Raw genomic sequence first — 24,051 nt, 5'->3', positions numbered from 1 at the left:
CGGCCCTTTGCCCGCTGTGGCAAGGGTGGGAGGATTGCCCTCATGGGACGTTTTCTGCTGAACCTGATCGTCAACGGCTTCGCCATCTGGGTCACGACCCTCATCGTCGCCGGTGTGAACGTGACGCCGTACGCGCCTGGCGGCACGCTGGAGACGATCCTGACCTTCGCGCTCGTCGCGCTCATCTTCGCGGTCGTGAACACCATCATCGGTTCGGTCATCAAGGTGCTCGCGTTCCCCCTCTACATCCTCACACTCGGCCTGATCGGGCTCCTCATCAACGGGCTCCTCCTCCTCATCACCGCAGGCATCAGCGGCTGGTTCGGCTTCGGCCTGACCGTCGACGGCTTCTGGTGGGGCGTCCTCGGGGCGATCGTCATCTCGATCGTGAACTGGCTGCTCGGCATCGTCATCCGCCCGAAGACGCGCGACTGACACTCAGCTCCACCACCCGGTCACGGGAGGACCTTGTCGGCCCGGTACATGATCCGCTCCCCTTCATCGGCCAGTCCGTCGAGCGGACGAAGGGCATCTCTGACGCCCGGGTCGCTCGAGCCGTCCAGTAGTCGGGCGGTGTCGAGGTAGTTCCGCGCCAGATGCGCCGGGACCGGTTCGTCGACTCCGTCGGCGGGAGGCGGGGGCGGCCCACCGTCATACAGTGAACGCCGCGCCACTCGCCCACCGTCAACCGGTTCCGCCCGTTCCCCGGACAGCGCCGGGACCGGATCCTCCTCGTGCTGCACGTGCAACGCTGGGACGTCCTCAGGGAGATCGATCGTCTCGACGGGCGCCCCGAAGGTGACGACCGACGAGTCGTACTGGCCTGAAGCGCCGATGGCCGCTGCGACGATCCCTCCCTGGGAGTACCCGACGTGCATGACGCGCGCTCCCTCCGGGATCCCTGCCTGTCTCATGGCTTCCATCGTCGCTTGCACGCTCTCCGCCGCCGCACCTGCGACAGCGTTCAGATTGCTCCGAGCGTCCCATGGCTCAGTCGAACCCGGCACGGGGAGCATCTCGACGGTTCCGCCGGACCAGACGATCCAGACGTCTTCGCCGTTCTCGTCGACGTGGTGTTCGATCCTGATCTGCGGGGCGCCAGGAGCGTTCCCCGGCATCCGCTCCATGAGTTCGGACGGGCTACGCGGCGGCCCCATGGCCGCCCATGGTTGAGCTGCCGGCGCTCCGGCCGGCGCCGTCCATCCGGGTGGACGGATCGGCTTGACGTCGACCGGTGCCGGCGTGAAGATCCCGCTCGTGTCTGCTCCACGGGCGATGAGCAGCGCGACACCGGCGACCCCGCCGGACGTCCGCGGGTCGTAGTCGCGCAGGAACGGGACGGGTGCACCAGCGGCTCCGGTCAGCGCATCGTCGACCGAGGAGACGAACGTCCGCAGCAGACGTGCTGTCGCAGCAGAGGATCCTAGGTTCCGCAGGGTCCGCTGTGCCGTCGCCTCGAGTGCAGGCCAGACCTTCGGGTTGAGCGAGATGAGAGCGAAGGCGGCCACGGCCGGCGCAACGAACGGAACGAGAAGCGACCGCCCCCAGGTGACCGCCATGTCCTCCATGAACTGCGCCTCGCCAGGCGCCACCTGCTTGTCGGTCTCATGGAACCGCACCACCGTGCCGACGACAGCCCCGAGGACCCACGCACCCGCACCCGCGATCGACTCGAACAGTTCAGACACCCCGCGCTCGAGTGCCCCATACGCTTCGGCACCGAGCGTGAGCTGCCCGCTCAGACGTTCAGCATCGACCGCGGCGTCCCGCAGGGCGGAGGCTGCGCGCATCGCAGCCTCCCCGCCCGCACTGGACGGTGTTGAGGACGACGAAGGGTCGAGCCACGGACGCGCGAGCGCAGTCGGGATGGCGGTGCCGGTGTCCGCTGAACCGGCGACCGCCTCGACCTGGGACGCCGCGTCGAGACACCACTCGGCGAGGGCGGCGGTGACCCGCGCGAGATGCAGCTGGTCGTCGGTCGCCACGGCCGTGGAGCCGCCTCCGCTCAGAACGACGTCGTCACTCATCCGCGTCCATCCGCCACGGCACTCGTCGCGGCCCCGCGAGCGATGCCTGCACCGACATCGAGCGCGGCTGCGGCAGCACGCAAGTGCTGAGCGAGCTCATCCGCACTCCACCCGAACACCGTGGCCGCTGGGCCCGACCACCGCGCCCCGGCACGCGCGTCCCCCAGCGTCGTCATCCAGACCTCGAGGTCGAACATCACGGATTCGAGACGAAGCGACCGCAATTCGAGCACGGCGACCGACTCCTCGAGGCTCTCCTCGGCCGAGCACATCCTGATGCCATCGTCGTCCATCCCCACCGTCCCCTCTGTGCTGATCCCGCGCCAGCCACAGCTCTCGACTCTGCCGGAGCACCGCCGATCGCCAGAGGCGCCGTCCGTTCGATGTGGAGGAAGCTGACCGGCGGAGAGCTGTGGAGCGGAGTCAGCTGAGAACGGTTCGACGGCTCGGGCGCGGTCGGCCAGAATAGACGCATGAACACCCTCGGGGAGGCCGACCCCGGCACGACCCCGTTCCGCGTGTGCTTCGTCTGCGCGGGCAACATCTGTCGATCCCCGATGGCCGAGAGCGTCTTCACCGACCTCGTCGCGGCCGCCGGGCTGGAGCGGGTCGTGGAGGTCTCCTCCGCCGGCACCGGCGACTGGCACGTCGGCGAGCACGCCGACCACCGCACGGTCACCGCACTGCGAGCGCACGGCCACGACGCCACCGCCCACCGGGCCAAGCAGTTCGACCCCGACCGCTTCGACAGCTACGACCTCGTCGTCGCCCTCGACCGCAGTCACGAACGCATCCTGCGGGCCTGGGCGGGCAACGACGCCGACCGCTCCAAGGTGCACCTGCTCCTGAGCTTCGACAGCACCTCCGGGACCCGCGACGTACCCGACCCCTATTACTCGGACGCCCAGATGTTCGAGACCGTCCTCGGCATGATCGACCATGCCTGCAGATCCCTCTTCCACCAGCTCGAACCAGCACTGACCCAGGGAGCCACCCCATGACCGAATTCCCCGCCCAGCCGCTCAGCCCGCTCGACGGTCGCTACCGCCCCGCCGTGACGGCGCTCGGAGAGTACCTCTCGGAGGCCGGCCTGAACCGCGCCCGCGTGCAGGTCGAGGTCGAGTGGCTCGTCTACCTCACCGAGCACTCCATGTTCGGCTCCTCCCCGCTCACCCCGGCGGAGATCGAGCAGCTCCGCGCGCTCTACCTCGACTTCGGCCAGGCCGACATCGACTGGCTCGCCGAGAAGGAGGCCGTCACGCGTCACGATGTGAAGGCCGTCGAATACCTCGTGCGCCACCGCCTGTCCGAGCTCGGTCTCGACCGCATCGCCGAACTCACCCACATCGCCTGCACGAGCGAGGACATCAACAACCTCTCCTACGCGCTCACCGTGTCGCAGGCCGTCCGCGCCATCTGGCTGCCGAAGCTGCGACTCGTCCTCGACTCCCTGCGCACCAAGGCCGTCGACTTCCGGGCCGTCCCGATGCTCGCCCGCACGCACGGCCAGCCGGCGACGCCCACCACGATGGGCCGCGAGCTCGCCGTCACCGTCTACCGACTCGAGCGCATCGCCCTGCAGATCGAGGCGAACGAGTACCTCGGCAAGTTCTCCGGCGCGACCGGCACCTTCGCCGCCCATGTCGTCGCCGATCCCGATGCGGACTGGCCCGCCATCTCGCGCGAGTTCGTCGAAGGACTCGGCCTCGACTGGAACCCGCTGACGACGCAGATCGAGTCGCACGACTGGCAGGCGGAGCTCTACGGCAAGATCTCCCACGCCAACCGCGTGCTGCACAACCTCGCCACGGACATGTGGACGTACATCTCCATCGGCTACTTCCGGCAGATCCCGGTCGCGGGCGCCACCGGCTCGTCGACCATGCCGCACAAGGTCAACCCGATCCGCTTCGAGAACGCCGAGGCCAACCTGGAGCTGTCGAGTGCGATCCTCGACTCCCTCGCCGCCACCCTCGTCACCTCGCGACTCCAGCGCGACCTCACCGACTCGAGCGCCCAGCGCAACATCGGTGTCGGGTTCGGCCACTCGCTGCTCGCCCTCGACAACATCCTTGGCGGCCTCGGGCAGATCGACCTCGCGGAGGACGTGCTCGCCGCGGACCTCGACCACAACTGGGAGGTGCTCGCGGAGGCCATCCAGACGGTCATCCGCGCCGAGGTGACCGCGGGTCGCTCGAGCATCGAGGACCCCTACGCGCTCCTCAAGGAGCTCACGCGCGGCAAGCGTCTCGGCCAGGCGGAGCTCGTCGAGTTCGTCTCCAAGCTCGACATCGGCGACGCCGCGAAGCAGCGCCTGCTCGAGCTCACCCCGGCGACGTACCTCGGGCTCTCCGACGACCTGGTGGACTACCTGCCGTAGGTCGCCCATCGACAGGCTCGGGGAACGGGAGACCGGTCACCGAGCCTGTCGGCGTGCGCCCTTCGACAAGCTCAGGGACCGGAAGGAACGCTCAGGGGCCGGAAGGGACGCTCAGGGACCGGAGGGAACGCGCGGGACCCGGCAAGACGCCGAAGGACCGGAGGGAACGCGCGGGACCCGGCAAGACGCCGAAGAAACGGGCGGACGCTCAGGCCCGGGGTGGCCGGAGGTCAGTGGCCGGAGGTCAGTGGCCGGAGGGGCGCGACGGACGCTTGTCGTCGCCGTCCTGCTCGTCGAGGTCGAGCTTCTCCTGGAAGTCGGGCTTCACGGCGAGCGCCAGCATCGCGAGGACGACGAGCGAGGCGATGAACGCGATGCCCAGGCCGATGAGCGACAGGACGATCTCGCGGGTCGACATCAGGACGACGACGCCGGTGAAGACCCCCATGACGCCCGAGAGCACGAGGAGCTCGATCGGCCGCAGGACGTCGTCGCGGTTGGGCTTGCTCATGATGCGGCTCCAGCCGTGCCGGTGGTGTCGTCGGTGGCTGCGCCGGTGACCGGGCGCTTGCCCGCCCACCGCAGCGACAGTCCGCCGATGACGAGGTAGACGCCGATGATCGCGGCGTATGCTCCGACGAGGCCGACGACGACGATGTCCGCACGGAGGACACCCTCGACACCTCCCGGGGCGGCGAATCGCTGCTCGAGTCCGGGCGGGACGAGGAGCGTCGCGATGGCGAGCAGCACCGTGAAGGCACCGACCGCGGTCCAGTCCTTCGCCGCGGCGAGGCGTCCGCGCCAGCGGATCCCGCTGTACAGCTCAAGGAATCCGGTGAGGGCCGCCCACAGGGTGACGACGTAGAGGAAGATGCTCAGCCCGCCGCCGCTCACGAGCAGCGAGAAGACGCCGGTCACGACGCCGATGACGCCCTGGCCGAGGAAGAACGCGCGCGTCACGGTGTCGGAGAAGTTCGGGAACGCGAAGGCGCCGACGATCGCGCCGGACAACAGCGTGAAGACCCCGAAGACCACGAGGCCGAACTGCGAAGAGTGGCCCTGCGTGAAGGTGACGACCCCCGCCGTGGCGAGCGCGATCACCGCACGCAGGATCGGGACCATCCAGTACCGATCGTGCTTGGCGCCGTCGAACGGAATGCTGGGCACGGTGAACGTCTCATCTCTTGCAGGAAGTCCTCTCCAGCTTACGCGGTCCTGCGGGGGACGCGGACCGGGGTCAGGGTGCCCTGGGTGGGACCGACAGGCCCGCGGCGAGTTCCACGAAGACGGCCGCAGCATCGGCCCGATCGCGGGTCAGCAATGACGCCTGCCCAGCCCAGAAGCCCTGGAGGTCCGCGACGCCCCGCTCGGAGGCGACGGTGCGGAACCGCCCGGTCAGCCAGTTCTGGACCGGGAACGGGGCGACGACCCCCGACGCCTCGATCTGGCGCAGCACCCGGTTCGGGACACCCCGGCCGAGCCTGCCGCTCATCGCGCGCGTGAGGACGGTGCCGTCGGCGGGCGTCGAGACGATGACCGCCCGATGCTCGGCCGTCGCCGCGGAGACGCTCGTGCGGAGGAAGGCGGTCCCGACCTGCACGCCGGCGGCGCCGAGCGCCCGTGCGGCGGCGACACCACGTCGGTCGGCGATACCGCCGGCGGCGATCACCGGGACGTCCAAGGCGTCGACGAGCTGCGGGATCAGGGCGACCAGGCCGACGAGGGAGTCCTCGGCTGCTCGCAGGAACGAGACGCGGTGGCCGCCGGCCTCCATGCCCGTGCCGACGACGACGTCGACGCCGCCCTCCTGCAGGGCGAGTCCCTCGGCAACCGTGGTCGCCGTCCCGACCACGACGATGCCCCGCTCGTGCGCCGCGTCGACCACCGGCCGCGGTGGAACCCCGAAGACGAAGCTGACCACGGCGGGCCGCGCCTCCAGGACGGCCTCGATCTGCTCGTCGAAGGGCGGCACGTACCGGGCCGGGCGATCGGGCAGCTCGAGCGACAACTCGTCGAACACGGGTCGGAGCGCCTCGACCGCGGCTGCGAAGGACGCCTCGGAGTCGTCAGGAGACAGCTCGTCGCCACGCGGCAGCCACAGGTTCAGTGCGAAGGGCGCCGCGGTCCGCTCGCGGAGCGCCGTGACCGTCCGCTCGATGCGCTCGGCGTCATAACCGTACAGACCGAAGGAACCGAGGCCGCCCAGCTCACTCACCGTCGCGGTGAGCTCGACGGAGGACAGACCTCCGAAGGGGCCGAGCACGATCGGGACGTCGACAGGAAGGGCACGCACGCCCCCCAGTATGTCCCTCGCCTCTTGCGGGTGAAACCGGATCGAAACATGATGGACATCAAACAACTCACTTTGAGCTGTTTACTGAGTGCATCGACGCACGCCCACAGAGGAGCTCCACCGCCATGACCCTGACCATCGCCGGACTGCAGCACCACGGCGTCCCCGGAGACGTCGAGGCGAACCTCGCGCTCGTCGCCGACGCCGCCAGACAGGCATCGGATCGCGGCGCGGATCTGCTCGTCACCCCCGAGATGTTCGTCACCGGCTACAACCTCGGCGACCGCCTCGCCCCGCTCGCCACCCCGGAGCTGGTCGACCGGGTCGCCGCCATCGCCGACGAGACCGGGATCGCGATCCTCGCCGGCCTCCCCGAACCACTCCCCGGCGGAGCCGTCGCGAACGCCCTCGTCCTCGTCGGTCCTGACGGGACGGAGCTGCTCCGGTACCGCAAGACGCACCTGTTCGGCGAGCTCGACCGACAGCTCTTCGTGGCCGGTGACACTCTCGCACCGACCGTCGACCTGGGCGGCGTCCGCGTCGCCGTCCTCATCTGTTACGACGTCGAGTTCCCCGAGACCGTCCGCGCGGCGGCCCTCGACGGCGCCGACGTCGTGATCGTCCCCACCGCGCAGATGGAGCCGTACGCGCACATCGCCGAGCGGCTCATCCCGGTGCGCGCCTGGGAGAACCAGGTCCACCTCGTCTACGTCAACCGCGTCGGTTCCGAAGGGGACCTCACCTACGTCGGCCGCAGCAGCATCGTCGGCCCGGACGGCGTGGTCCTCGACGCGCTCGACGGGGACGCCGTCGGTCTCATGATCGCCACGATCGATCCCGAGGCCACCAAGCGCGCCAGGCAGGAGAACCCCTACCTCGCCGACCGCCGCGCCGAGCTGTATTGAAGGATCCCGTCCTTCCTCCCCTCCCCCTCCGAGTCCCCCGACTCCCCTGGAAAGTGACCTCATGACCGTGAACCCCATCGCCGAGCCGCGTCAGCGCCTCGACGGCCAGCTCGGTACCGGCTCCATCGTCTTCATGGTGATCGCCGCCGCCGCACCACTCACCGTGATCGGCGGCAACGTCCCCATCGCGATCGGCACCGGGAACGGCGCCGGAGCCCCGATCGGCTTCGCCCTCGCAGCCGTCATCCTCCTCGTCTTCTCCGTCGGCTTCGTCACCATGACGCCGTTCGTCCGCGAGGCCGGCGCGTTCTTCTCCTACGTGACGGCCGGACTCGGCTCACGCCTCGGTCTCGGCTCCGCGTTCACCGCGCTCGTGGCCTACACGGCGATCCAGGTGGGCGTGTACGGCTACATGGGGTGGGCGCTCGACGACCTCGTCACGTACTTCGGCGGCCCGAGCCTGCCCTGGTGGCTGTACTCCTTCGCGACGATGGCGATCGTGGCGGTGCTCGGCTACCGGCACATCGACCTGAGCGCGAAGGTGCTGGGTATCGCACTGACGCTCGAGATCCTCGTGGTCGTCGTGCTCGATGTCGTCATCTTCGCGACGGGCGGCGCGGACGGCATCGCGGTCGAGACCTTCGATCCCGCCAACATCTTCACCGGTGGGATCGGCGTCGCCGTGCTCTTCGCCCTCACCGGCTTCATCGGCTTCGAGGCGACCGCGGTCTTCCGGGACGAGGCGCGCAACCCGGAACGCACCATCCCGCGAGCCACGTACCTGGCCGTCGTCATCATCGGCGTGTTCTACGCCATCTCCTGTTGGGCGCTCGTGACGGGCATCGGAGCAGGGAACGCCGTCGCGGTCGCCCAACAGACGCTCGCCGGCGAGGGCAACCTCCTGCTCGACACGACGACGACCTACCTCGGCCCGATCATGCGCGATGTCGTCCAGGTGCTGCTCATCACGAGTCTGTTCGCGTGCGTCCTTTCCTTCCACAACGTCATCGCGCGCTACCAGTTCACGCTGGCGCAGAAGTCGGTGCTGCCCGCCCGCCTCGGCCGGCGTCACCCCGCACACCACTCGCCGTCGACCTCCTCGATCGTGCAGACGGTGACGGCGGCCATCGTCCTCGCCGGGCTCGCCCTCGCCGGCCTCGACCCGCTCGTCGGGGTCTTCGGATCCATGGCCGGGGTGGCGACCGTCGGGATGGTGCTGCTCATGCTGACGACCTCGATCGCCGTCCTCGTGTTCTTCGCGCGGCGACCCGAGCTGGTCGCCGGCCGCACCTGGGGTGCGCGGGTGTTCCCGATCCTCGCGGTGGTCGGACTCGCGTTCGCGCTGTGGCTCGTGCTGTCGAACTTCACGCTCGTCACCGGCGGAAGCGTCACCGTGAGTGTCGTGCTCGCCCTCATCCCCGTGGTCGCCATGCTGATCGGTATCGTGTTGGGGAAGCGGTTCCCCCTGGACGCCGAGCCGGACGGCGCGGTGAGCGAGGCGACCGCCGACCAACCGACCGCCGGCTGAACCAGGGTCGCGGAGTCGATCAGCGACGAGACGAGGGTGCCATGGATCTGGGTTCGCCCTCACTCGGAGCGATCCGACGCACGACCGCCGTCGACACCGTCCGCGCGCGGATCTCGCTGGCGCTGGAGCTCGGGATGCTGGTGCCCGGCCAACGGCTCCCGGCACCCGAGGAAGCGGCTCGAGCGTTCAGGGTCAGCGAGATGTCGGTGCGGCGCGCGTATCGGGCGTTGAGCGACGAGGGCGTCGTGGTCCGGCGGCAGGGCAACACGGGTGGGACGTTCATCGCGGATGCGCCCGCGGTGGGCACCGTGCCCGAGATCGCCGCCTACCGCGAGGACGCCGTCCACGTGCACGCGCTCATCGACCAGCGCGCGACGCTCGAAGCCGGGCTGGCGGCGCTCGCAGCCACCGAACCGGAGGCGTCGTCCCTGCATCGACTCGACGACCTCGTGACGACCATGCGGACGGAGCCGGACTGGAGCCGGTTCCGCGAGGCCGATGCGGCGTTCCACGCCGAGCTGGCGGTGTCGGCAGGCGTGCCGGGCGCTGCCGACCTCCACGACCGCGTTTCCCGCGAGCTGTACTCCTACTTCATCCCCTACCGGATCGAGTACCTGCGCGCGTCGAACGAGGAGCATGCTCTACTCGTCGCCGCGGTCCGTGACGGCGACGCGGCAGCAGCGAGTCGCCTGGCTTTCGACCACGTCGCGGAGCTCCACCGCTCGATGTACGTCGGCCTCGCGGGCCACACCGACGGCGCGCAATCCACTTCTTGAAGCGCCTGGAGACGACCGAAGGCGCGCCCTCGGCGAGGCGTCACGGCTGGGGCCGGAAATCCGACATGCGCCGTACTAAGGCATAGTGGGGACGGGTTCACCCCCGCCGCGAAGGAGTGAGAGCATGATCGACAAGGCCTCGATACAGGACTTCCCGCCGATGACGGCATCGCTGCTGGCGGACAATTCCGGCGTGTTCCGCGTCGGCACCGCCGAGCAGTACCTGACCGCCACCGACGCGGGAACGGCCCGCCGCCAGCTCGTCGAACTGATGCAGGCGGAGGCCCGGAAGTCGGGTCGACCGATCCGCGTGACGGTGACCGACCCCACGAGCGTCACCGTGCTCCTCATCGGTGTCGACGGCGAACTGCAGGAGGAACCGCAGTCCACAGCGCCCGCGCGCACCGCGCAACGGACCACGCCACCGCCCGCAGCCGCGCAACGGGTACCGCTCATCCAGGCGCCGCCGCCCACGCCCTCGCAGCCGGCACCCGCGCGCCCGGCGCCGGCTCAGCCGCAGACACCGCCCCGTGCCGCGCCCGTCCAGCCGTCGACACCTGCGCCGGTCCCGGCGCAGCCCAAGCCGCCGGTCTCCGCCAACCCACAGGCGACCACGACGCCGCAGCCCGTCCCGCCGCAGCGCCCGACCGTGCAGCAGCCCGCGTTCGGCACACCGCCGTTCCAGCCGGTCTCGAACCAGCCGAACGCGCAGCAGCCGGTGCCGGCGCAGCGGGCGGTCCCGGTCCAGCAGTCGGTGCAGGCACCGCCGGTCGCGCCCGCGCAGCAGCAGCCCCCGGTCCCACAGCAGCAGCAGCAGGCTCCGGGCCAGCCGACCGCCCCGGCTCGACGAGACCTGCGCGATGCGCCCTCGTTCCTCGCGCCACCCACGATCGGCCCGGCGCAGCACGGGCTCGCCGGCCTGCTCAACAAGCTCGGCTTCTCGGTGCCGCCGTCCGCGAGCGAGCGCGCCGAGCGTGACGACGTCCACGCCGTGTCACGCCACTTCCCGAGGCGTCGCACCATCTCCGTCGCGAACCAGAAGGGCGGCGCCAACAAGACGCCGACCGTCGTCAACCTGTCGTCCGTCTTCGCCCGGTACGGCGGTGGCGGCGTCGCGGCCTGGGACAACAACGAGACCATGGGCACGCTCGGCTGGCGGACCGAGCAGGGCGGCCATGATTCGACCGTCCTCGACCTCCTCGCCGCGGCGAGTGACCTCCTCTCCCCCGGCGCCGAGCGAGCCGACCTGTCGCGGTTCGTCCACCACCAGCCCGGCGACAAGTACGAGGTGCTGCGATCCGCGGCCGACGGCGAGCATGTGGTGACCGCCGACGAGGTCGACCTCGTCCATCGCGTCCTCGCGAAGTACTACCGCCTGATCGTCATGGACTCGGGCAACTCTGCCGGTGCCCCCAACTGGCGGCGCATGGTGGAGCTGACCGACCAGCTCGTCATCCCGACCACGACCGTCGAGGACAAGAAGGAGGGCGCGCGGCTCACCCTCACCGCCGTCAGCCGCGTGAGCGAGCGCGGTGCTGAACTCGCGCGGAACGCCGTCGTCGTCGTCTCCGAGGCCGAGGCCAAGGACACGTCGATCGCCAACGCGTACGCCGAGGACTTCCGACCCTACGTGCGCGACGTGGTCGTCGTCCCCTTCGATCCCGCCTTGAAGAACGGCGTCATCCGTCACGACGCCCTGCGGTCGAGCACGCAGCGGGCGTGGCTCGCAGCGGCAGCCGCGGTGTCGCGCGGACTCTGACCGGGCCATGACGCAGGGAGCATCGGAGACCGGCATCACGCGGGCGGCCGCGCTCGGCGACTACCTCAGGGCTCGTCGAGGACTGGTCCGACCGGAGGACGCGGGGTTCGTCCCGGAGGACGGGCGGCGGGTCGCCGGACTCCGACGCACCGAGGTGGCAGCCCTCGCGGACGTCAGCGCCGACTACTACCTCCGCCTCGAGCAGGGGCGGGATCAGCGCCCGTCCGAGGAGGTGCTGGCGGGCATCGGTCGGGCCCTTCGACTCGACGAGCACGCCGTGGACTACCTCTTCCGGCTCGCCTACGACGTCGACCTCTTCCCGGCCGAGCGCCGACCGTTGGACGCCGGCACGCCCGCACCGGCCGGACGATCCGTCCCGGACACGACACTCCTCGACCACTGGTCGGACACCGGGGCGTACATCACCGACGGCAACCGGGACATCGTCGCATCGAACGCGCTCGCGCGACGCATCGGCGGCGGCCTCCTCGACGTCGGGCGGAACGACGTGCTCGGGTACTTCGACGATCGGGTGCGGTCCATCGCCCCGGAGTGGGAGGTGAGCGCCCCGGCCGTGGTCGCAGCGCTCCGCTACAGCAGCGATCCGAGCAGCCCTCGGTTGCAGACGATCGTCGAGGAGCTCACCGCTCGCAGTCCGCTGTTCGCCCGACTCTGGGCTCGCCATGACGCCCGTCCCCTCGCCGGCGGTCCACTTCGGGCCTCGATCGACGAGTTCGGGACCGTCGAGCTGCAGTATCAGCACCTCCTCGTCCCCGACTGGCCCGGTCATCAGTTGACGACGGTCTTCGCAGAGCGCGGCTCCCCAGGGGCCGCGGTGCTCGCCTACCTCGCCGCCCGGGCCGACTGACCGCCATCCGGAGCGATGACCGGCGCACGCTGACCGAGGTGGGCCGGCGGGCACCGGAGGGGTAGCCGACGGCGGTCGCAGCGCCTACCGTGGACGCATGATCGCGAACGAGGGCGTGCGTGAGCGCCGGGACCGGATCAGGGACTTCATCGACTCGTGGCGAGAGGTACCCGTGGTCCTCTGCGACCGCACGCTGGATGTCCTCGAGGCGAATCCGGCGGCGGCACGCTTGACGCCGGCGTTCCACACCGGCGTCAACCTGGCGCGCTTCGCGTTCCTCTCCCCCGACCGGGTCGTCGGCGATCCGCTGTGGACCCGGATGTCCGAGACCACCGCGGAGCTCCTCAAGCGGTCGGTCGAGGAGCACGATACGGATCGCCCGGCGGCTCGGATCATCGGCGAACTCTCCGCGAAGTCGCGCGACTTCGCCCAGACCTGGGCCTCGGGCGACGGCCACTCCGGGACGTCGGGCCCCATCGTCTTCCCCACGCCGGCCGGGGAGGTCCGGATGGTCTACAACGTCTTGAACGCGCCCGGGCCCGAGGGCGACCTGCTGCTGGTCTTCGTCCCGTCGGGAGCCTCGTCCCGGGCGCGGCTGAAGCGGCTGTCCGAGGCGGTCTCGCCGGACGAGCCCTCCACCTCGAGCGATCCGGTGCCCTCCCGCTGAAGCTCGTCCCGAGCTGCGAGGTAGGCGATCGCCGCCGCAGCAGCTGAGCCTGGCTCGCCGAAGAACACCGTGAGGAACTGGTCCGTGTGCGGGACCTCGAAGGTCTGCGCCCGGAAGTCGACCCAGCCGAGCGGCTCGATGAACGTGCGCGTCCGTCGGGACATCTGCGGTTTGACGAGGTGTTCCGCCCAGATCGTCCGGAACACCGGGTGCCGTGCCGAGAGCATCCCGACGATCTCCTGGAGGCGCGGATCGTCCGGTCGGCCGTAGTAGCGGAGCGGGGCGGTGAGGTCGCGGAGGGTCCCTTCCCACTCCCGGTGCATGCGCTCGTACTCCGGTGCGTCGGGCGATGTGGTGCCTCGGAAGTCGGCGTACTGCTCGAAGGCCGAGACGAGCAGGTTGACCCCGGGGTCGAGCATGCCCGGCGGCACCCATGCCCGCGCGAGCGCGTTCGCGGCGACGACGTACTGATTGTCGTCGCTCACGTACGCGGGCGTGCCGGACCAGTGCGCGAGGAGCCGGGCGACCCGGTCGTCGAGTCGCGTCGACCGGTCGTCGACCGCGCGCATGAACGGCCTCGGGCTCGCCAACCGGAGCAGGTATCGGCGTCCACTGTCGTCCAGCAGCAGGGCACGGGCGAGCCCGAGGAGGACCTGCTCCGACGGCCGCCGCACACGACCCTGCTCGATCCGCAGGTAGTACTCGGGGCTGATGCTCGCAAGGTGCGCGACCTCCTCGCGGCGCAGGCCCGGCACCCGTCGGGACGTGTCGGCGCCGATGCCGACCTGCTCTGGCCGCACGAACTCCCGGCGCGCGCGGAGGAACTCGCCGAGAGCATTCGACAGCCGAGTTGGTGACATCGCCGCGTCCTCCGGAGAGCGAGTGGGATCGACGCCAATCCTCCCCCAGCAAGCTCGTCCGTATGCATCCTTCCGCGGCCGATCATGGGTCGTTTCTGGACATGTCGACCGACGATCGGTCGTTCGCTGAGCCTGACCCTGCGCGTCCCACCCGGTCGCCGCCCGACGTCACTATCGTGGTCGCATGGTTGAGCGCGGACCCGCCGATCGGCTCCCTCAGGACCTGGTCGATCTCGTCGACTCCTGGTCGACCGTCCCCGCGTTCGTCCACGACCGCCACTTCACGGTGCTGCACGCCAACCACCTCGCCCAGGCGTTGTCGCGGGCCTTCCGTCCAGGAGCCAACCTGCTGCGCTCGACCTTCCTCCGCCCGGAGGTCCTCCGGGCGAGTCCCGATCCCGGCCTCGTCACCGAGCATGTGGTGGGCGAACTCCGGAAGTCGCTCGGCACCCACGAGTGGGACGCGGTCTTCGAGGGCCTCGTGGACGAACTCCGCTCCGGGAACAGCCGCTTCGCCGAGGCCTGGGCCGGGCTGGAGCCGGGCCTCCGACCCGATGCGGCCGAGTCGTTCACCTTCGACCGCCCGGATCTCGGGCGTCTCGAGCTGCGCTACCTCCAGTTGGAGGTCCCCGAGCACTTCGGCATGAGTCTCGTGGTCTGGCGAGCGTGCGACGAGGCTTCGGCACGGCTGCTCGCGGTCCTCGCCGGGCAGTCCCCCGACCGGACCTGACGAGCGGGCCGCCACGATCCGACCGCCGACGGGCACGATCTCGTCATCCGTCGGAAGGGTTGTCGTGCCGTCCCTGCTGGGCTGGAGACGATCCAGGCCGCAGGGCGGCGGAGCGAGGAGGACACCATGGATTCGACGGACGACACCGTCCCGCACCACGAGACCCCGAGTCTGGGCAATCCGGATCTTCCGGCGGAGGGCGAGGTGAACACGCTCCGCCACCCGCAGAGCACGCAGATGACCGGCCCGCAGAACCCGGCAGTCGCAAGCCAGTTCCCGAACCAGATCGACGCTCCGGGAACCGACATCAGTACGCAGGCGTTCTTCTGGTCGTCGTTCAACATCTCGCCTCGCCGCGTGCAGGATGGCGGGTGGGCGCGCGAGGTGACGAAGCAGGACTTCGCGATCTCCGACGAGATCGCCGGCGTGAACATGTACCTCGAGTCAGGCGGCATCCGCGAGCTCCACTGGCACCAGACGGCCGAGTGGGCCGTCATGACCCGTGGCAGGTGCCGGGTCACCACCCTCAGCCGATCCGGGATGCCCAGCGTCGAGGACGTGGAGGAAGGCGATCTGTGGTTCTTCCCCGCCGGGACGCCGCACTCCCTGCAGGGGCTGGGTCCCGATGGCGCCGAGTTCGTGCTCGCCTTCGACGACGGCGACCAGTCGGAGTCCAACACCCTGCTGCTCACGGACTGGTTCGCCCACACGCCGCCGGACGTGCTGGCGAAGAACTTCGGGGTGGCCCAGGAGACCTTCGCGGACATCCCGCTCCACAACCTCTGGATCTTCCCCGGCGACGAGCCCGGCCCGCTCGCCAAGGACCAGGAGGACGCCGGTGTCGAGTGGGGAGCGTCGGAACCGATCATCTTCCGACTGTCGCGGTCCAAGCCACTCCACCGGAACAGCGGCGGGAGCATCCAGATCGCGGACAGCACCAACTTCCCGCTGTCGCAGTCGGTCGCCGCAGCGCTCGTGACGGTGGAACCCGGGTCGATGCGCGAGCTGCACTGGCATCCCAACGCCGACGAGTGGCAGTACTACCTCCGCGGATCCGCCAGGATGACCGTCTTCAACACCGGACCCCACGCGAACACGACCGACTTCCGCCCGGGCGACATCGGCGTCGTGAAGAAGAACCTCGGACACTACGTGGAGAACACCGGCGACGACGTGCTGCAGTTCCTCGAGGTGTTCCGCACGGACCGGTACGAGGAGGTGTCGCTCGCGAACTGGCTGGCGCACGTGCCGCCGTCGCTCGTCGCCGCACACCTGAACATCGACGAGGCGACCCTGGCGACCTTCCCCCGGGAAGCGCAGGGGATCACGCCGCTGCGTCCGTGATCCGGGCAGGGTGGCTCTCGGCGGGCCACGCTCGCCCAGGGCCATCCGTCCTAGCTTGAGCGGGACACCACTCGTTCAACCGCGCGGAGGCACCGATGAACAGCGAACGCAGCACGATCGAACCGGCCGAGGGCTCCTGGTCCATCTCGGACGACCGGGCGTTCGTCCTCATCGACATGCTCAGCGACCACCGGGACCGGCGGCGCCACGCGCTCAGGACCGCGCGCTCGAGGCGCTGGCTCGACTCCTACGGTGAGGTGGTCGTGCGTTCGGTGCTGCTCGGGACCACGAGCACGATGGAGCGGGACGAGTACGCGCGGGCCCTCCGTCACGACGGCCGCGACCACACGCTCGTCCTCGATCACGTCGGCGGCTTCGTCCTCGTGACCTCCGAACGACGCGCCGCCTCGCCCGTCGACGAGTGGGTCCGCTCCGTCGCGCCGGCCGGTGTCCGCATCTCCGCGATCGGTTCGGCCGTGCTGCACGCGGACGAGGACGACCTGCTCGGCGTCGTCGACGAGGCCCGCACCGCTGCCGAGATCGTCGGTCAGGTCGGGGACGCGCTCGGGTCGACCCGCGCGGAGGATCTCGGCGGATGGCGACTCCTGCACGCGATCGGTGGCGGGCCGCAGCTCGTGACCTCGGCGTCGCCGGCGGCCGACGAACTCTGGCACGCGGATCCCGTGCGTCGGGAGACGGTGGAGACCTACCTCGACGCCGGGTGCAACGTCGTCGTCGCGTGCGAGCGGCTCCACATCCACCGCACGACGCTCTACTACCGGCTCGACACCATGCCGGAGGTCGTGCGCGACGCGCTGGCCGACGGCTTGAAGCGGAGCACGCTGCACCTGTCGCTGAAGCTGCTCCGCCTCTGGAACGACGTCCCCACCGCGTCGGAGCGGTCGTCCGCGTCCAGCCGACGCCGACGTGTTCCGGAGACCCGTACCGTCGCCCCGGTGCGGCAGCTGCACCCGCGGTCCGCTGGCACCGAGTAGAGGTCGACGTGACCAGTTCAGCACGACGCGTCCCGATCGAGCCTCAGGCCGTGGACGCGCCGCTCAGCGGGACAGCCGTCTTCCTCGTGCTCACCGTGCGCGACGCGGTCGGCGCGATCGACACCGTCCGCAGCACCCTGGCGGGTATCGCCGATGTCCTGAAGAACGTCGCCTTCCGCGACCTCGACGCCGCCCTGTCCTGCACCGTCGGGATCGGCGCGCGCGTCTGGGGTGAGCTCACGCGCGGTCCCGCACCGAGGGAGCTCCATGTCTTCCCCGCGGTCGTCGGCGACCGGCACACCGCGCCCTCCACGCCCGGCGACGTCCTGCTCCACATCCGCGCTGTGAGACGCGACATGTGCTTCGAGTTCGAGCGGCAGCTCCTGGACCTGCTCGGCGACGCCGTCGAGGTCGTGGACGAGACGGTCGGCTTCCGGTACTTCGACGTCCGCGACCTGCTCGGCTTCGTCGACGGCACGGCGAACCCCGTCGGGCAGGACCTTCCCGACGCCACGCTCGTCGGTGACGAGGACCCGGCCTTCGCCGGTGGCAGCTACGTCGTGGTGCAGAAGTACACGCATCCGCTCGACCGCTGGCGCGCGCTCACCACGGAACGGCAGGAGGCGATCATCGGCCGCACGAAGGCCGACAACGTCGAACTCGACGATGCGGAGACCGGCCAGAAGTCGCACAAGACCCTGTCCACGATCGTCGTCGACGGTGCCGAGCACGACATCCTCCGCGACAACATGCCGTTCGGGAGCCCGGCCGGCGGCGAGTTCGGCACCTACTTCATCGGGTACGCCCGACGGCTCTGGGTCATCGAGCGGATGCTCGAGCGCATGTTCATCGGTGACCCACCGGGACTCCACGACCGACTCCTCGACTTCTCGACCGCCCGGACCGGCTCCGTGTTCTTCGCTCCGAGCGCCGCGTTCCTCGAGGCGATGGACGACGATCCGGCCCTGTCCGGCCCCGCTGATCCGGCGAGCGCCGTCGTCCCCGCCACGCCACCCTCGACCGCCGACGGTTCCCTCGGTCTCGGGTCGCTCCGCACCGCACCCGAAAGGACGCAATGATGAACAACCATCTCTTCCGTCACCTCGCGCCGATCACCGATGAGACCTGGCAGATGCTCGACGACGAGGCCCGTGCGCGCCTCACCCCCGTCCTCGGCGGCCGACGGGTGGTCGACTTCGCCGGCCCGCTGGGTTGGGAGCACTCCTCCACCGACATCGGCCGTGTCGGCGCGGTCGTCGACGCCCCGATGGAGGGGGTGATCGCCCGACAGCGTGCGTCGCTGCCCCTGACGGAGGTGCGTGCCGATTTCGCGCTCATGCGCAGCGAGCTGGACAGCGCGGCGAGAGGCGCACTCGACGTGGACCTCTCCCCGCTCGACGACGCGGTCACCCGCTTGTCCACGGTGGAGAACGCGGCGATCCTGTCCGGCTGGTCCGCGGCCGGGTACACGGGTGCGACGGCTGCCTCGCCGCACCCACCGCTGACACGGGACGACGACCCGACGCGGTTCGCACAGGTGGTCGCCACGGCGGTCGAGACGCTCGCGCGGGCCGGGGTCGGCGGCCCCTACGCCCTGGCCGTCGACGCACCGGGCTGGGTGTCGGTCACGGGCGGCAACGACAGCGGTGGCGCGCGGCTGTCCTCGCACATCGAGGCGATCCTCGGCGGGGAGGTCGTCTGGACGCCCGGTATCGAGGGAGCCGTCGTCCTCAGCCGACGTGGCGGCGACTTCCTGTTCGAATCCGGTCAGGACATCGCCCTCGGCTATGCGGCGCACTCGGCCGAGTCGGTGAGCCTGTACCTCGAGGAGAGTTTCAGCTTCCGCGTCGTGACGCCAGAGGCTGCCATCGCGATCCGTTAGCGCGGCGACACGGCTCCGTCGATCGGGTCGGCCAGGGGCGACCGGGTCTTCAGGGACGCCTCGACCACACCGACGCCCGTCGTGCGGAACCGTCGCTGGTACTCGGAGGGCGTCGTGTTGTACCGTGCCGCGAACGCGCGGCGGAAGGCGATCGGGCTGGCGTACCCGGCGGCAGCGGCGACCTGCCCCACCGTGTCCCCGGCCTCCAGCATGCCGAGCGCGACGTCGAGTCGGAGCGAGCCGACGTACTGGATGGGCGTCATGCCCAGCTCGTCCCGGATGACCCGGTTGAGATGGCGGACACCGACGTTCGCGTGTGCGGCGATGTCGGCCAACGATCCCGCCCGGGTCGGATCGCCATGGATGTAGTCCGCGACGGCCTTCGCGATCGAGGTCCGCGCCGGCTTCGCGCGGACGGAGGCGGAGAACTGCGACTGGCCGCCGGACCTGCGCATGTAGACGAGCAGCAACTGCGCGATGGAGCGTGCGACGTCCGCACCGTGGTCCTCCTCCACGATCGCGAGCGCGAGGTCGATCCCGGCGGCGACTCCGGCCGAGGAGTAGGTGTCGCCGTCGCGGACGAAGATCGAGTCGGGGCGGACGTCGATCGACGGGTAGGCGGTGGCGAGCGCGCCGGTGAACTTCCAGTGGGTCGTCGCCGACTTGCCGTCGAGGAGACCCGTGACCGCGAGGGCGAACGCACCGCTGCAGATCGATGCCACCCGCTCGGCTCGGGCCGCGAGGAGGCGGACAGCACGCTGCACCTCCTCCGGGCGGTACACCTGTGGTGCGGACTCGCTCCCCGGGACGATCACGAGGTCGAGCGGTCCGCTGTCGGCCGCGGCGCCGTCCACGCCGACCCGGAGTCCCATCGAGGTGACGACGTCCTGGCCGTCGTGGGAGAAGAACCGGACGTCGTAGCCGTCGACCCGCTGGTTCGCCTCGGTGAACACCTCGGCCGGGCCGACGAAGTCGAGCGTCTTCACCTGGTCGAACAGGAAGATCCCGACGCGGCGTCGTCGCGCGGGTCCTCCGAGGATGGGCTGTGGTCCTGGCTCCTGCTGGGGCGGGCTCATCCCCACATCCTGCCCGACGAGAGCGCCGCGGCCAACGTCGGATTCGACTTCTGTCGCACCTGCCGCCGACGAACGTCCGAAGACTCCGGCCCGACGTCGGCGTAGCCTCGGTCGGACCGGCCCGCCGCCTGGGATCCGGCCCATCCACTCCACGACGCCCAAGGAGATCCGCTCATGCGACTCGAACGCGCAGGGACCATCCCCCTCGACCTCACCCATCGCACCGCGCTGGTGACCGGCTCGACGAGCGGGATCGGTTACGCCATCGCCGCGCGGCTCGTCGAGGCCGGGGCGGACGTCATCGTCAACGGCCGCGACGCCGATCGCCTCGAGGCCGCCGTCCTCTCGCTCGATACCGAATCGGTGGAGTCGGTGCGCGGGATCACGGCTGACGCGACCACCCGGGAGGGAGCTGAGCGGCTCGTCGCCGAGGCCGGCCAGGTCGACATCCTCGTCAACAACCTCGGTGTCTTCGAGGCCGTACCGCCGCTGGACATCACCGACGAGCAGTGGCGGTCGATGTTCGAGGTCAACGTGCTGTCAGCCGCTCGCCTCACCCGGCTCCTGCTCCCCGGCATGTCCGGACGCGGCTGGGGTCGTGTCGTCGACATCGCCAGCGACTCCGCCGTGGTCATCCCCGAGGAGATGATCCACTACGGCATGTCGAAGACCGCACTCCTCGCGGTGAGCCGCGGCTTCGCGAAGGCCGCCGCCGGGACGGGCGTGACGGTGAACTCGGTGATCGCCGGCCCCACCCACACGCCGGGCGTGGAGACCTTCGTCCGGCAGCTCGTCGGCGACGAGCTCGAGTGGGACGACGCCCAGCGGGAGTTCATGCGGCTGCACCGCCCGCAGTCGCTGATCGGCCGCCTCCTCGAACCCATCGAGATCGCGAACCTCGTGGTGTACCTCGCCTCGCCGCTCGCGTCCGGCACCACCGGCGGCGCGCTCCGGGTCGACGGCGGCTACGTCGACTCGATCCTGCCCTGACGTCGACACCGACCGAGAGCCGAGCGACCCGATGACGACCTCTCCTGTTTCGACCCGATCCCACGTCTCCCACGGTGCCGGGTTCTGGATCGTCGCCACCACGTTCCTGCTGGTGATGGCCTACTCGACCGTCCCGACGCCGTTGTACGCGCTGTACCAGGCGAGGGACGGGTTCCCCGTCTCGACGATCACCGTCATCTTCGCCGCCTACGCCGTCGGCGTCGTGTTCAGCCTCTTCTTCGTCGGCCACATCAGCGACTGGGTCGGGCGGCGGCGGATGCTGCTCATCGCGATCCTGATCTCGGCGCTGTCGGCAGTGCTGTTCCTCCTCTGGAGCAGCGTCGAGGGGTTGATCGTCGCGCGGGTCGTCAACGGCGTCAGCGTCGGCGTGCTCACCGCGACGGCGACCGCGCACCTCGGCGAACTGCGCGCGGTCGCCCGGCCGGACGAGAACTCGATCGTCGCGGCATCGGTCGCCGGGGCAAGCAACCTGGGCGGTCTCGCCCTCGGACCACTCATCGGAGGACTCTTCGCCGAGTTCCTCCCGAACCCGCTGGTGCTCCCGCACGCGGTGTTCCTCGTCGCGCTCGTCATCGCCGCGATCGTCATGGTCTCCGTGCCCGAGACCGTCGAGCAGAGCGAACCACGGAGGCGCTATCGACCACAGCGCCTCGCGGTCCCGGCGTCGTCCCGCGGGGCGTTCATCGCGGCAGGGTTCGGTGCCTTCGCGGGGTTCGCGCTCCTCGGACTGTTCACCTCGCTCGCGCCCACCATCCTCATCGGCACCTTCGACGCCCCCGACCACCTGCTCGCCGGTGTGACGACCTTCTCCGTGTTCGGAGCCGCCGCGCTCGGTCAGGTGCTGCTCGCCCGACTCCCGTTGCAGCGCCAACTCCTGATCGCGACGGTCAGCTGCGGTGTCGGACTCGCCGCGGTCGCCGCGGGGGCGGTCCTGCCGCAGCTGGGGGTCTTCCTCGTCGGCGGTGTCATCGCCGGGCTCGGTGTCGGTGTCCTGTTCAAGTCGGCGATCGCGACCGCCGGATCGCTCGCCGACCCCGCCCGCCGGGGCGAGACGCTGTCGCTCGTGTTCCTGATCGCCTACTGCGGCCTCGCTCTCCCGGTGCTCGCCATCGGCTTCGCCCTCACCTTCGCACCGGAGATCGACGTGCTACTGATCTTCGTCTCGCTCGTACTGGTGACGACGGTGGTCGCCGGTGTCGCGATGACCCGGCGAGCGGCCGGACGCCCCTGACCGGGCCCGGCTGCCGCTGAACGGGCGGTGTCGCTTCGGCCTACCCGAACGTCTCGGCGAGGTAGCGATGGACGAGGGAGACCGCCATCGCGCCCTCACCGACGGCCGACGCGACCCGCTTGATGGAGTTGGCGCGGACGTCACCGGCGGCGAACACGCCGGGCTGGTTCGTCTCGAGGTGCAGGGGCTGACGGCGGAGTGGCCACGCCGACAGGTGCTCCGGCAGCAGGTCGCCTCCGGTGAGCAGGAAGCCGCGAGGGTCCAGCGCGACCGCGGAGTCGCGGGCCCAGGCGGTGTTGGGGCTCCCGCCGATGCAGATGAACAGGCGCGACGCCGGCACGTCGGTCGTCGTCCCGGCCGAGTCGACGGTCAGTGACTGCAGGTGGTCGTCGCCGTGGAGTGCGGTGACCGTCGTGTCCACGAGGATCTCGACGTTGGGGGCCGCGAGCAGTCGCCGCAGGAGGTAGGTCGACATCGTCGACGAGAGGGAGTGACCGCGGACGAGGACGGTGACCCGCTCAGCGTGCGCGGCGAGGTTCATCGCCGCCTGGCCCGCCGAGTTCGCACCGCCCACGATGTAGACGTGCTCGCCGACGCACGAGGACGCTTCGCTCGTGCCGGCGCCGTAGTAGACACCGGAGCCCTCCAGCTCGTCCTCCTTCGGTAATCCGAGGCGACGCCACTGCACCCCCGTCGCACAGACGACCGCCCGCGCGGAGAGTCGCGAGCCGTCCGCCAGCTCGGCCTGCATGTGATGGTCGCCGAAGCTCCGGCTCAGGCTGTGACGCATGACGAGCAGTTCGGCGCCGAACGCGATCGCCTGTCGTCGCGCCTGTTCCGCGAGGGCTGCGCCGGAGATGCCGTGCGCGAAGCCGAGGTAGTTCTCGATGAGGCTGCTGGAACCGGCCTGACCGCCGACGGCGTCCCGTTCGACCACGGCGACATCGAGTCCCTCGGACGCCGCATAGACCGCGGCCGAAAGCCCGGCCGGTCCGGCACCGTAGACGAGGACGTCGTACTCGCTGCGTTGCGGTCGCTTGATCCACCCGAAGTGTTCGGCGATCTGCGCGGGCGTCGGATCGGCGAGCCGGGTGCCGTCGGGGAAGGCGACGACGGGAAGCCGGGCCTCTGCCAGACCCGAACCGAGCTGTGTCCGACAGTCCTCGTCCGTCTCGACCACCACCGTCTGGAACGGGACACCGCTGCGGGTGAGGTAGTCGCGGATCGCGAAGGCCTCGCGACCGAAGGACCGCTCGAACACGAGCAGTGGTGCGATCGCCACCTCCCCGACGACGGTCATGAACCGAGGAGTCGTTCCCACTGGGCGGGGACACGATCGTGCGGCCCGGGGACCGTCTGCGAGCGCGGGTGACTGAGCGGGGGCGCGAGGGTGGGACCGGCGAACGACTCCTCCGTGCCGTAGTCGTAGAACCAGTCCTCGCCCGGCTCGTAGCTGCGGATCACGCGATGACCGGTGGTGGTCGCGTGCTTCGTCGCGTGCTTGTTCAGGGAGTCGTCGCAGCATCCGATGTGCCCGCAGAACGTGCAGCGGCGGAGATGCAGCCACCAGCTGTCGGTCGCCTCGCACTCGACGCAACCGGGTCCGGACGGCGGGACGTCCGGCTTGATGTACTGCTCGACATCGTCCATGGTGGACCTCATCTCGGCTCGTGCTGCGGTGACGTGGACTCACCGTACGTCTCTCGGCGGGCGACCCGC

The 24,051-nt window shown here is 70.2% G+C and carries 24 protein-coding genes and 1 pseudogene; 16 read left to right on the top strand and 9 right to left on the bottom strand.

All coding sequences use genetic code 11. The annotated features are described in order from the left end of the window. Positions 1–42: 42 nt before the first annotated feature. On the top strand, positions 43–435 hold the full coding sequence (locus tag ACZZZB_RS11175) for a phage holin family protein (protein ID WP_159876305.1): 393 nt from the start codon (positions 43–45) through the stop codon (positions 433–435). A 20-nt stretch (positions 436–455) separates the two neighbouring features. Here the strand turns inward: ACZZZB_RS11175 and ACZZZB_RS11170 are convergent, their stop codons facing one another. Then, positions 456–2,027, bottom strand: coding sequence for a hypothetical protein (locus ACZZZB_RS11170; protein WP_159876307.1), 1,572 nt, complete (start codon positions 2,025–2,027; stop codon positions 456–458). Next, the gene (locus ACZZZB_RS11165) at positions 2,024–2,320 is read right to left on the bottom strand and encodes a hypothetical protein (RefSeq protein WP_079704174.1); all 297 of its coding nucleotides are present in this window, start codon (positions 2,318–2,320) and stop codon (positions 2,024–2,026) included. Before ACZZZB_RS11165 ends, ACZZZB_RS11170 begins: the two co-directional genes overlap by 4 nt. 180 nt (positions 2,321–2,500) lie before the next feature. Here ACZZZB_RS11165 and ACZZZB_RS11160 point away from each other — a divergent pair, with 180 nt between their 5' ends. Together ACZZZB_RS11160 and purB are read left to right on the top strand one after the other, a co-directional pair. Beyond that, positions 2,501–3,028 (top strand): low molecular weight protein-tyrosine-phosphatase, encoded by a 528-nt coding sequence (locus ACZZZB_RS11160; protein ID WP_079704175.1) that lies wholly within the window; start codon positions 2,501–2,503, stop codon positions 3,026–3,028. Further along, the gene (purB, locus tag ACZZZB_RS11155) at positions 3,025–4,407 is read left to right on the top strand and encodes an adenylosuccinate lyase (protein ID WP_064296029.1); all 1,383 of its coding nucleotides are present in this window, start codon (positions 3,025–3,027) and stop codon (positions 4,405–4,407) included. The genes ACZZZB_RS11160 and purB overlap by 4 nt, the downstream gene beginning before the upstream one ends. Before the next feature lie 244 nt (positions 4,408–4,651). On the opposite strand, the gene ACZZZB_RS11150 is transcribed toward purB, so the two are convergent. From ACZZZB_RS11150 to ACZZZB_RS11140, 3 genes are all read right to left on the bottom strand, one after another. Beyond that, the gene (locus ACZZZB_RS11150; protein ID WP_463529697.1) at positions 4,652–4,918 is read right to left on the bottom strand and encodes a hypothetical protein; all 267 of its coding nucleotides are present in this window, start codon (positions 4,916–4,918) and stop codon (positions 4,652–4,654) included. Next, on the bottom strand, positions 4,915–5,574 hold the full coding sequence (locus ACZZZB_RS11145) for a hypothetical protein (RefSeq protein ID WP_192003894.1): 660 nt from the start codon (positions 5,572–5,574) through the stop codon (positions 4,915–4,917). The genes ACZZZB_RS11150 and ACZZZB_RS11145 overlap by 4 nt, the downstream gene beginning before the upstream one ends. Positions 5,575–5,644: 70 nt before the next feature. Continuing rightward, the gene (locus ACZZZB_RS11140) at positions 5,645–6,709 is read right to left on the bottom strand and encodes an NAD(P)H-dependent flavin oxidoreductase (protein ID WP_463530557.1); all 1,065 of its coding nucleotides are present in this window, start codon (positions 6,707–6,709) and stop codon (positions 5,645–5,647) included. Positions 6,710–6,825: 116 nt separating this feature from the next. Here ACZZZB_RS11140 and ACZZZB_RS11135 point away from each other — a divergent pair, with 116 nt between their 5' ends. The 6 genes from ACZZZB_RS11135 to ACZZZB_RS11110 all read left to right on the top strand — a co-directional run bounded on the left by ACZZZB_RS11135 (position 6,826) and on the right by ACZZZB_RS11110 (position 13,203). Next, positions 6,826–7,605, top strand: coding sequence for a carbon-nitrogen hydrolase family protein (locus ACZZZB_RS11135; RefSeq protein ID WP_192019546.1), 780 nt, complete (start codon positions 6,826–6,828; stop codon positions 7,603–7,605). Between the two features lie 61 nt (positions 7,606–7,666). Continuing rightward, positions 7,667–9,133 (top strand): APC family permease, encoded by a 1,467-nt coding sequence (locus tag ACZZZB_RS11130; RefSeq protein WP_463529696.1) that lies wholly within the window; start codon positions 7,667–7,669, stop codon positions 9,131–9,133. A 41-nt stretch (positions 9,134–9,174) separates the two neighbouring features. Next, complete coding sequence (locus tag ACZZZB_RS11125; protein WP_463529695.1) at positions 9,175–9,909, top strand: FadR/GntR family transcriptional regulator; 735 nt, start codon at positions 9,175–9,177, stop codon at positions 9,907–9,909. Between the two features lie 124 nt (positions 9,910–10,033). Continuing rightward, positions 10,034–11,668, top strand: a complete 1,635-nt coding sequence (locus tag ACZZZB_RS11120; RefSeq protein WP_463529694.1) for a chromosome partitioning protein ParA — start codon at positions 10,034–10,036, stop codon at positions 11,666–11,668. A gap of 7 nt (positions 11,669–11,675) precedes the next feature. Beyond that, on the top strand, positions 11,676–12,536 hold the full coding sequence (locus ACZZZB_RS11115; protein ID WP_159876321.1) for a helix-turn-helix transcriptional regulator: 861 nt from the start codon (positions 11,676–11,678) through the stop codon (positions 12,534–12,536). Positions 12,537–12,633: 97 nt separating this feature from the next. After that, positions 12,634–13,203 carry an MmyB family transcriptional regulator gene (locus ACZZZB_RS11110; RefSeq protein ID WP_159876324.1) on the top strand — a complete coding sequence of 190 codons (570 nt, stop codon included), beginning with the start codon at positions 12,634–12,636 and terminating at the stop codon, positions 13,201–13,203. Between the two features lie 38 nt (positions 13,204–13,241). Here the strand turns inward: ACZZZB_RS11110 and ACZZZB_RS11105 are convergent. Beyond that, a pseudogene (locus ACZZZB_RS11105) lies at positions 13,242–14,063 on the bottom strand (helix-turn-helix transcriptional regulator); the annotation flags it as partial. A 184-nt stretch (positions 14,064–14,247) separates the two neighbouring features. Here ACZZZB_RS11105 and ACZZZB_RS11100 point away from each other — a divergent pair. From ACZZZB_RS11100 to ACZZZB_RS11080, 5 genes are all read left to right on the top strand, one after another. Beyond that, entirely contained in the window at positions 14,248–14,793 is a 546-nt protein-coding gene (locus ACZZZB_RS11100; protein WP_274498775.1) for an MmyB family transcriptional regulator, read from the top strand. Positions 14,794–14,919: 126 nt separating this feature from the next. Then, a complete protein-coding gene (locus ACZZZB_RS11095; RefSeq protein ID WP_079704186.1) occupies positions 14,920–16,137 on the top strand; it encodes a cupin domain-containing protein in 1,218 nt (405 codons plus the stop codon). A gap of 95 nt (positions 16,138–16,232) precedes the next feature. Further along, on the top strand, positions 16,233–17,132 hold the full coding sequence (locus ACZZZB_RS11090; protein ID WP_463529693.1) for a helix-turn-helix domain-containing protein: 900 nt from the start codon (positions 16,233–16,235) through the stop codon (positions 17,130–17,132). A gap of 8 nt (positions 17,133–17,140) precedes the next feature. Next, positions 17,141–18,211, top strand: coding sequence for a Dyp-type peroxidase (locus tag ACZZZB_RS11085; protein ID WP_463529692.1), 1,071 nt, complete (start codon positions 17,141–17,143; stop codon positions 18,209–18,211). Next, positions 18,211–19,014: a family 1 encapsulin nanocompartment shell protein gene (locus ACZZZB_RS11080; RefSeq protein WP_463529691.1), complete on the top strand. Its 804-nt coding sequence runs from the start codon at positions 18,211–18,213 to the stop codon at positions 19,012–19,014. Before ACZZZB_RS11085 ends, ACZZZB_RS11080 begins: the two co-directional genes overlap by 1 nt. Here ACZZZB_RS11080 and ACZZZB_RS11075 read toward each other — a convergent pair. Continuing rightward, positions 19,011–20,090 carry a GlxA family transcriptional regulator gene (locus tag ACZZZB_RS11075; protein ID WP_463529690.1) on the bottom strand — a complete coding sequence of 360 codons (1,080 nt, stop codon included), beginning with the start codon at positions 20,088–20,090 and terminating at the stop codon, positions 19,011–19,013. The two genes, ACZZZB_RS11080 and ACZZZB_RS11075, sit on opposite strands and share 4 nt — an antisense overlap. Before the next feature lie 174 nt (positions 20,091–20,264). Between ACZZZB_RS11075 and ACZZZB_RS11070 the strand changes: the two genes are divergently transcribed. Both ACZZZB_RS11070 and ACZZZB_RS11065 read left to right on the top strand, forming a co-directional pair. Further along, positions 20,265–21,080 (top strand): SDR family NAD(P)-dependent oxidoreductase, encoded by an 816-nt coding sequence (locus ACZZZB_RS11070; RefSeq protein ID WP_228501397.1) that lies wholly within the window; start codon positions 20,265–20,267, stop codon positions 21,078–21,080. Positions 21,081–21,111: 31 nt separating this feature from the next. Next, a complete protein-coding gene (locus ACZZZB_RS11065) occupies positions 21,112–22,332 on the top strand; it encodes an MFS transporter (RefSeq protein ID WP_194642736.1) in 1,221 nt (406 codons plus the stop codon). A 40-nt stretch (positions 22,333–22,372) separates the two neighbouring features. Here the strand turns inward: ACZZZB_RS11065 and ACZZZB_RS11060 are convergent, their stop codons facing one another. After that, positions 22,373–23,632 carry an FAD-dependent oxidoreductase gene (locus ACZZZB_RS11060; protein ID WP_463529689.1) on the bottom strand — a complete coding sequence of 420 codons (1,260 nt, stop codon included), beginning with the start codon at positions 23,630–23,632 and terminating at the stop codon, positions 22,373–22,375. After that, positions 23,629–23,982 carry a UBP-type zinc finger domain-containing protein gene (locus ACZZZB_RS11055; RefSeq protein WP_191939872.1) on the bottom strand — a complete coding sequence of 118 codons (354 nt, stop codon included), beginning with the start codon at positions 23,980–23,982 and terminating at the stop codon, positions 23,629–23,631. Before ACZZZB_RS11055 ends, ACZZZB_RS11060 begins: the two co-directional genes overlap by 4 nt. Between the last annotated feature and the right edge of the window lie 69 nt (positions 23,983–24,051).

The organism is Plantibacter sp. AC185 (assembly GCF_979258065.1).
Note: the sequence above shows the minus strand (reverse complement) of the source record. Positions and strands in the feature narration are given on the sequence as shown.

Bases quoted from the DNA above. Each gene is read 5' to 3' on its own strand.
- ACZZZB_RS11095 (WP_079704186.1), top strand. From the start codon at position 14,920: ATGGATTCGACGGACGACACCGTCCCGCACCACGAGACCCCGAGTCTG.
- ACZZZB_RS11090 (WP_463529693.1), top strand. From the start codon at position 16,233: ATGAACAGCGAACGCAGCACGATCGAACCGGCCGAGGGCTCCTGGTCC.
- ACZZZB_RS11175 (WP_159876305.1), top strand. From the start codon at position 43: ATGGGACGTTTTCTGCTGAACCTGATCGTCAACGGCTTCGCCATCTGG.
- ACZZZB_RS11080 (WP_463529691.1), top strand. From the start codon at position 18,211: ATGAACAACCATCTCTTCCGTCACCTCGCGCCGATCACCGATGAGACC.
- ACZZZB_RS11150 (WP_463529697.1), bottom strand. From the start codon at position 4,918: ATGAGCAAGCCCAACCGCGACGACGTCCTGCGGCCGATCGAGCTCCTC.
- ACZZZB_RS11065 (WP_194642736.1), top strand. From the start codon at position 21,112: ATGACGACCTCTCCTGTTTCGACCCGATCCCACGTCTCCCACGGTGCC.
- ACZZZB_RS11120 (WP_463529694.1), top strand. From the start codon at position 10,034: ATGATCGACAAGGCCTCGATACAGGACTTCCCGCCGATGACGGCATCG.
- ACZZZB_RS11070 (WP_228501397.1), top strand. From the start codon at position 20,265: ATGCGACTCGAACGCGCAGGGACCATCCCCCTCGACCTCACCCATCGC.
- purB (WP_064296029.1), top strand. From the start codon at position 3,025: ATGACCGAATTCCCCGCCCAGCCGCTCAGCCCGCTCGACGGTCGCTAC.
- ACZZZB_RS11060 (WP_463529689.1), bottom strand. From the start codon at position 23,632: ATGACCGTCGTCGGGGAGGTGGCGATCGCACCACTGCTCGTGTTCGAG.
- ACZZZB_RS11125 (WP_463529695.1), top strand. From the start codon at position 9,175: ATGGATCTGGGTTCGCCCTCACTCGGAGCGATCCGACGCACGACCGCC.
- ACZZZB_RS11160 (WP_079704175.1), top strand. From the start codon at position 2,501: ATGAACACCCTCGGGGAGGCCGACCCCGGCACGACCCCGTTCCGCGTG.
- ACZZZB_RS11130 (WP_463529696.1), top strand. From the start codon at position 7,667: ATGACCGTGAACCCCATCGCCGAGCCGCGTCAGCGCCTCGACGGCCAG.
- ACZZZB_RS11115 (WP_159876321.1), top strand. From the start codon at position 11,676: ATGACGCAGGGAGCATCGGAGACCGGCATCACGCGGGCGGCCGCGCTC.
- ACZZZB_RS11170 (WP_159876307.1), bottom strand. From the start codon at position 2,027: ATGAGTGACGACGTCGTTCTGAGCGGAGGCGGCTCCACGGCCGTGGCG.
- ACZZZB_RS11055 (WP_191939872.1), bottom strand. From the start codon at position 23,982: ATGGACGATGTCGAGCAGTACATCAAGCCGGACGTCCCGCCGTCCGGA.
- ACZZZB_RS11110 (WP_159876324.1), top strand. From the start codon at position 12,634: ATGATCGCGAACGAGGGCGTGCGTGAGCGCCGGGACCGGATCAGGGAC.
- ACZZZB_RS11100 (WP_274498775.1), top strand. From the start codon at position 14,248: ATGGTTGAGCGCGGACCCGCCGATCGGCTCCCTCAGGACCTGGTCGAT.
- ACZZZB_RS11165 (WP_079704174.1), bottom strand. From the start codon at position 2,320: ATGGACGACGATGGCATCAGGATGTGCTCGGCCGAGGAGAGCCTCGAG.
- ACZZZB_RS11075 (WP_463529690.1), bottom strand. From the start codon at position 20,090: ATGAGCCCGCCCCAGCAGGAGCCAGGACCACAGCCCATCCTCGGAGGA.
- ACZZZB_RS11135 (WP_192019546.1), top strand. From the start codon at position 6,826: ATGACCCTGACCATCGCCGGACTGCAGCACCACGGCGTCCCCGGAGAC.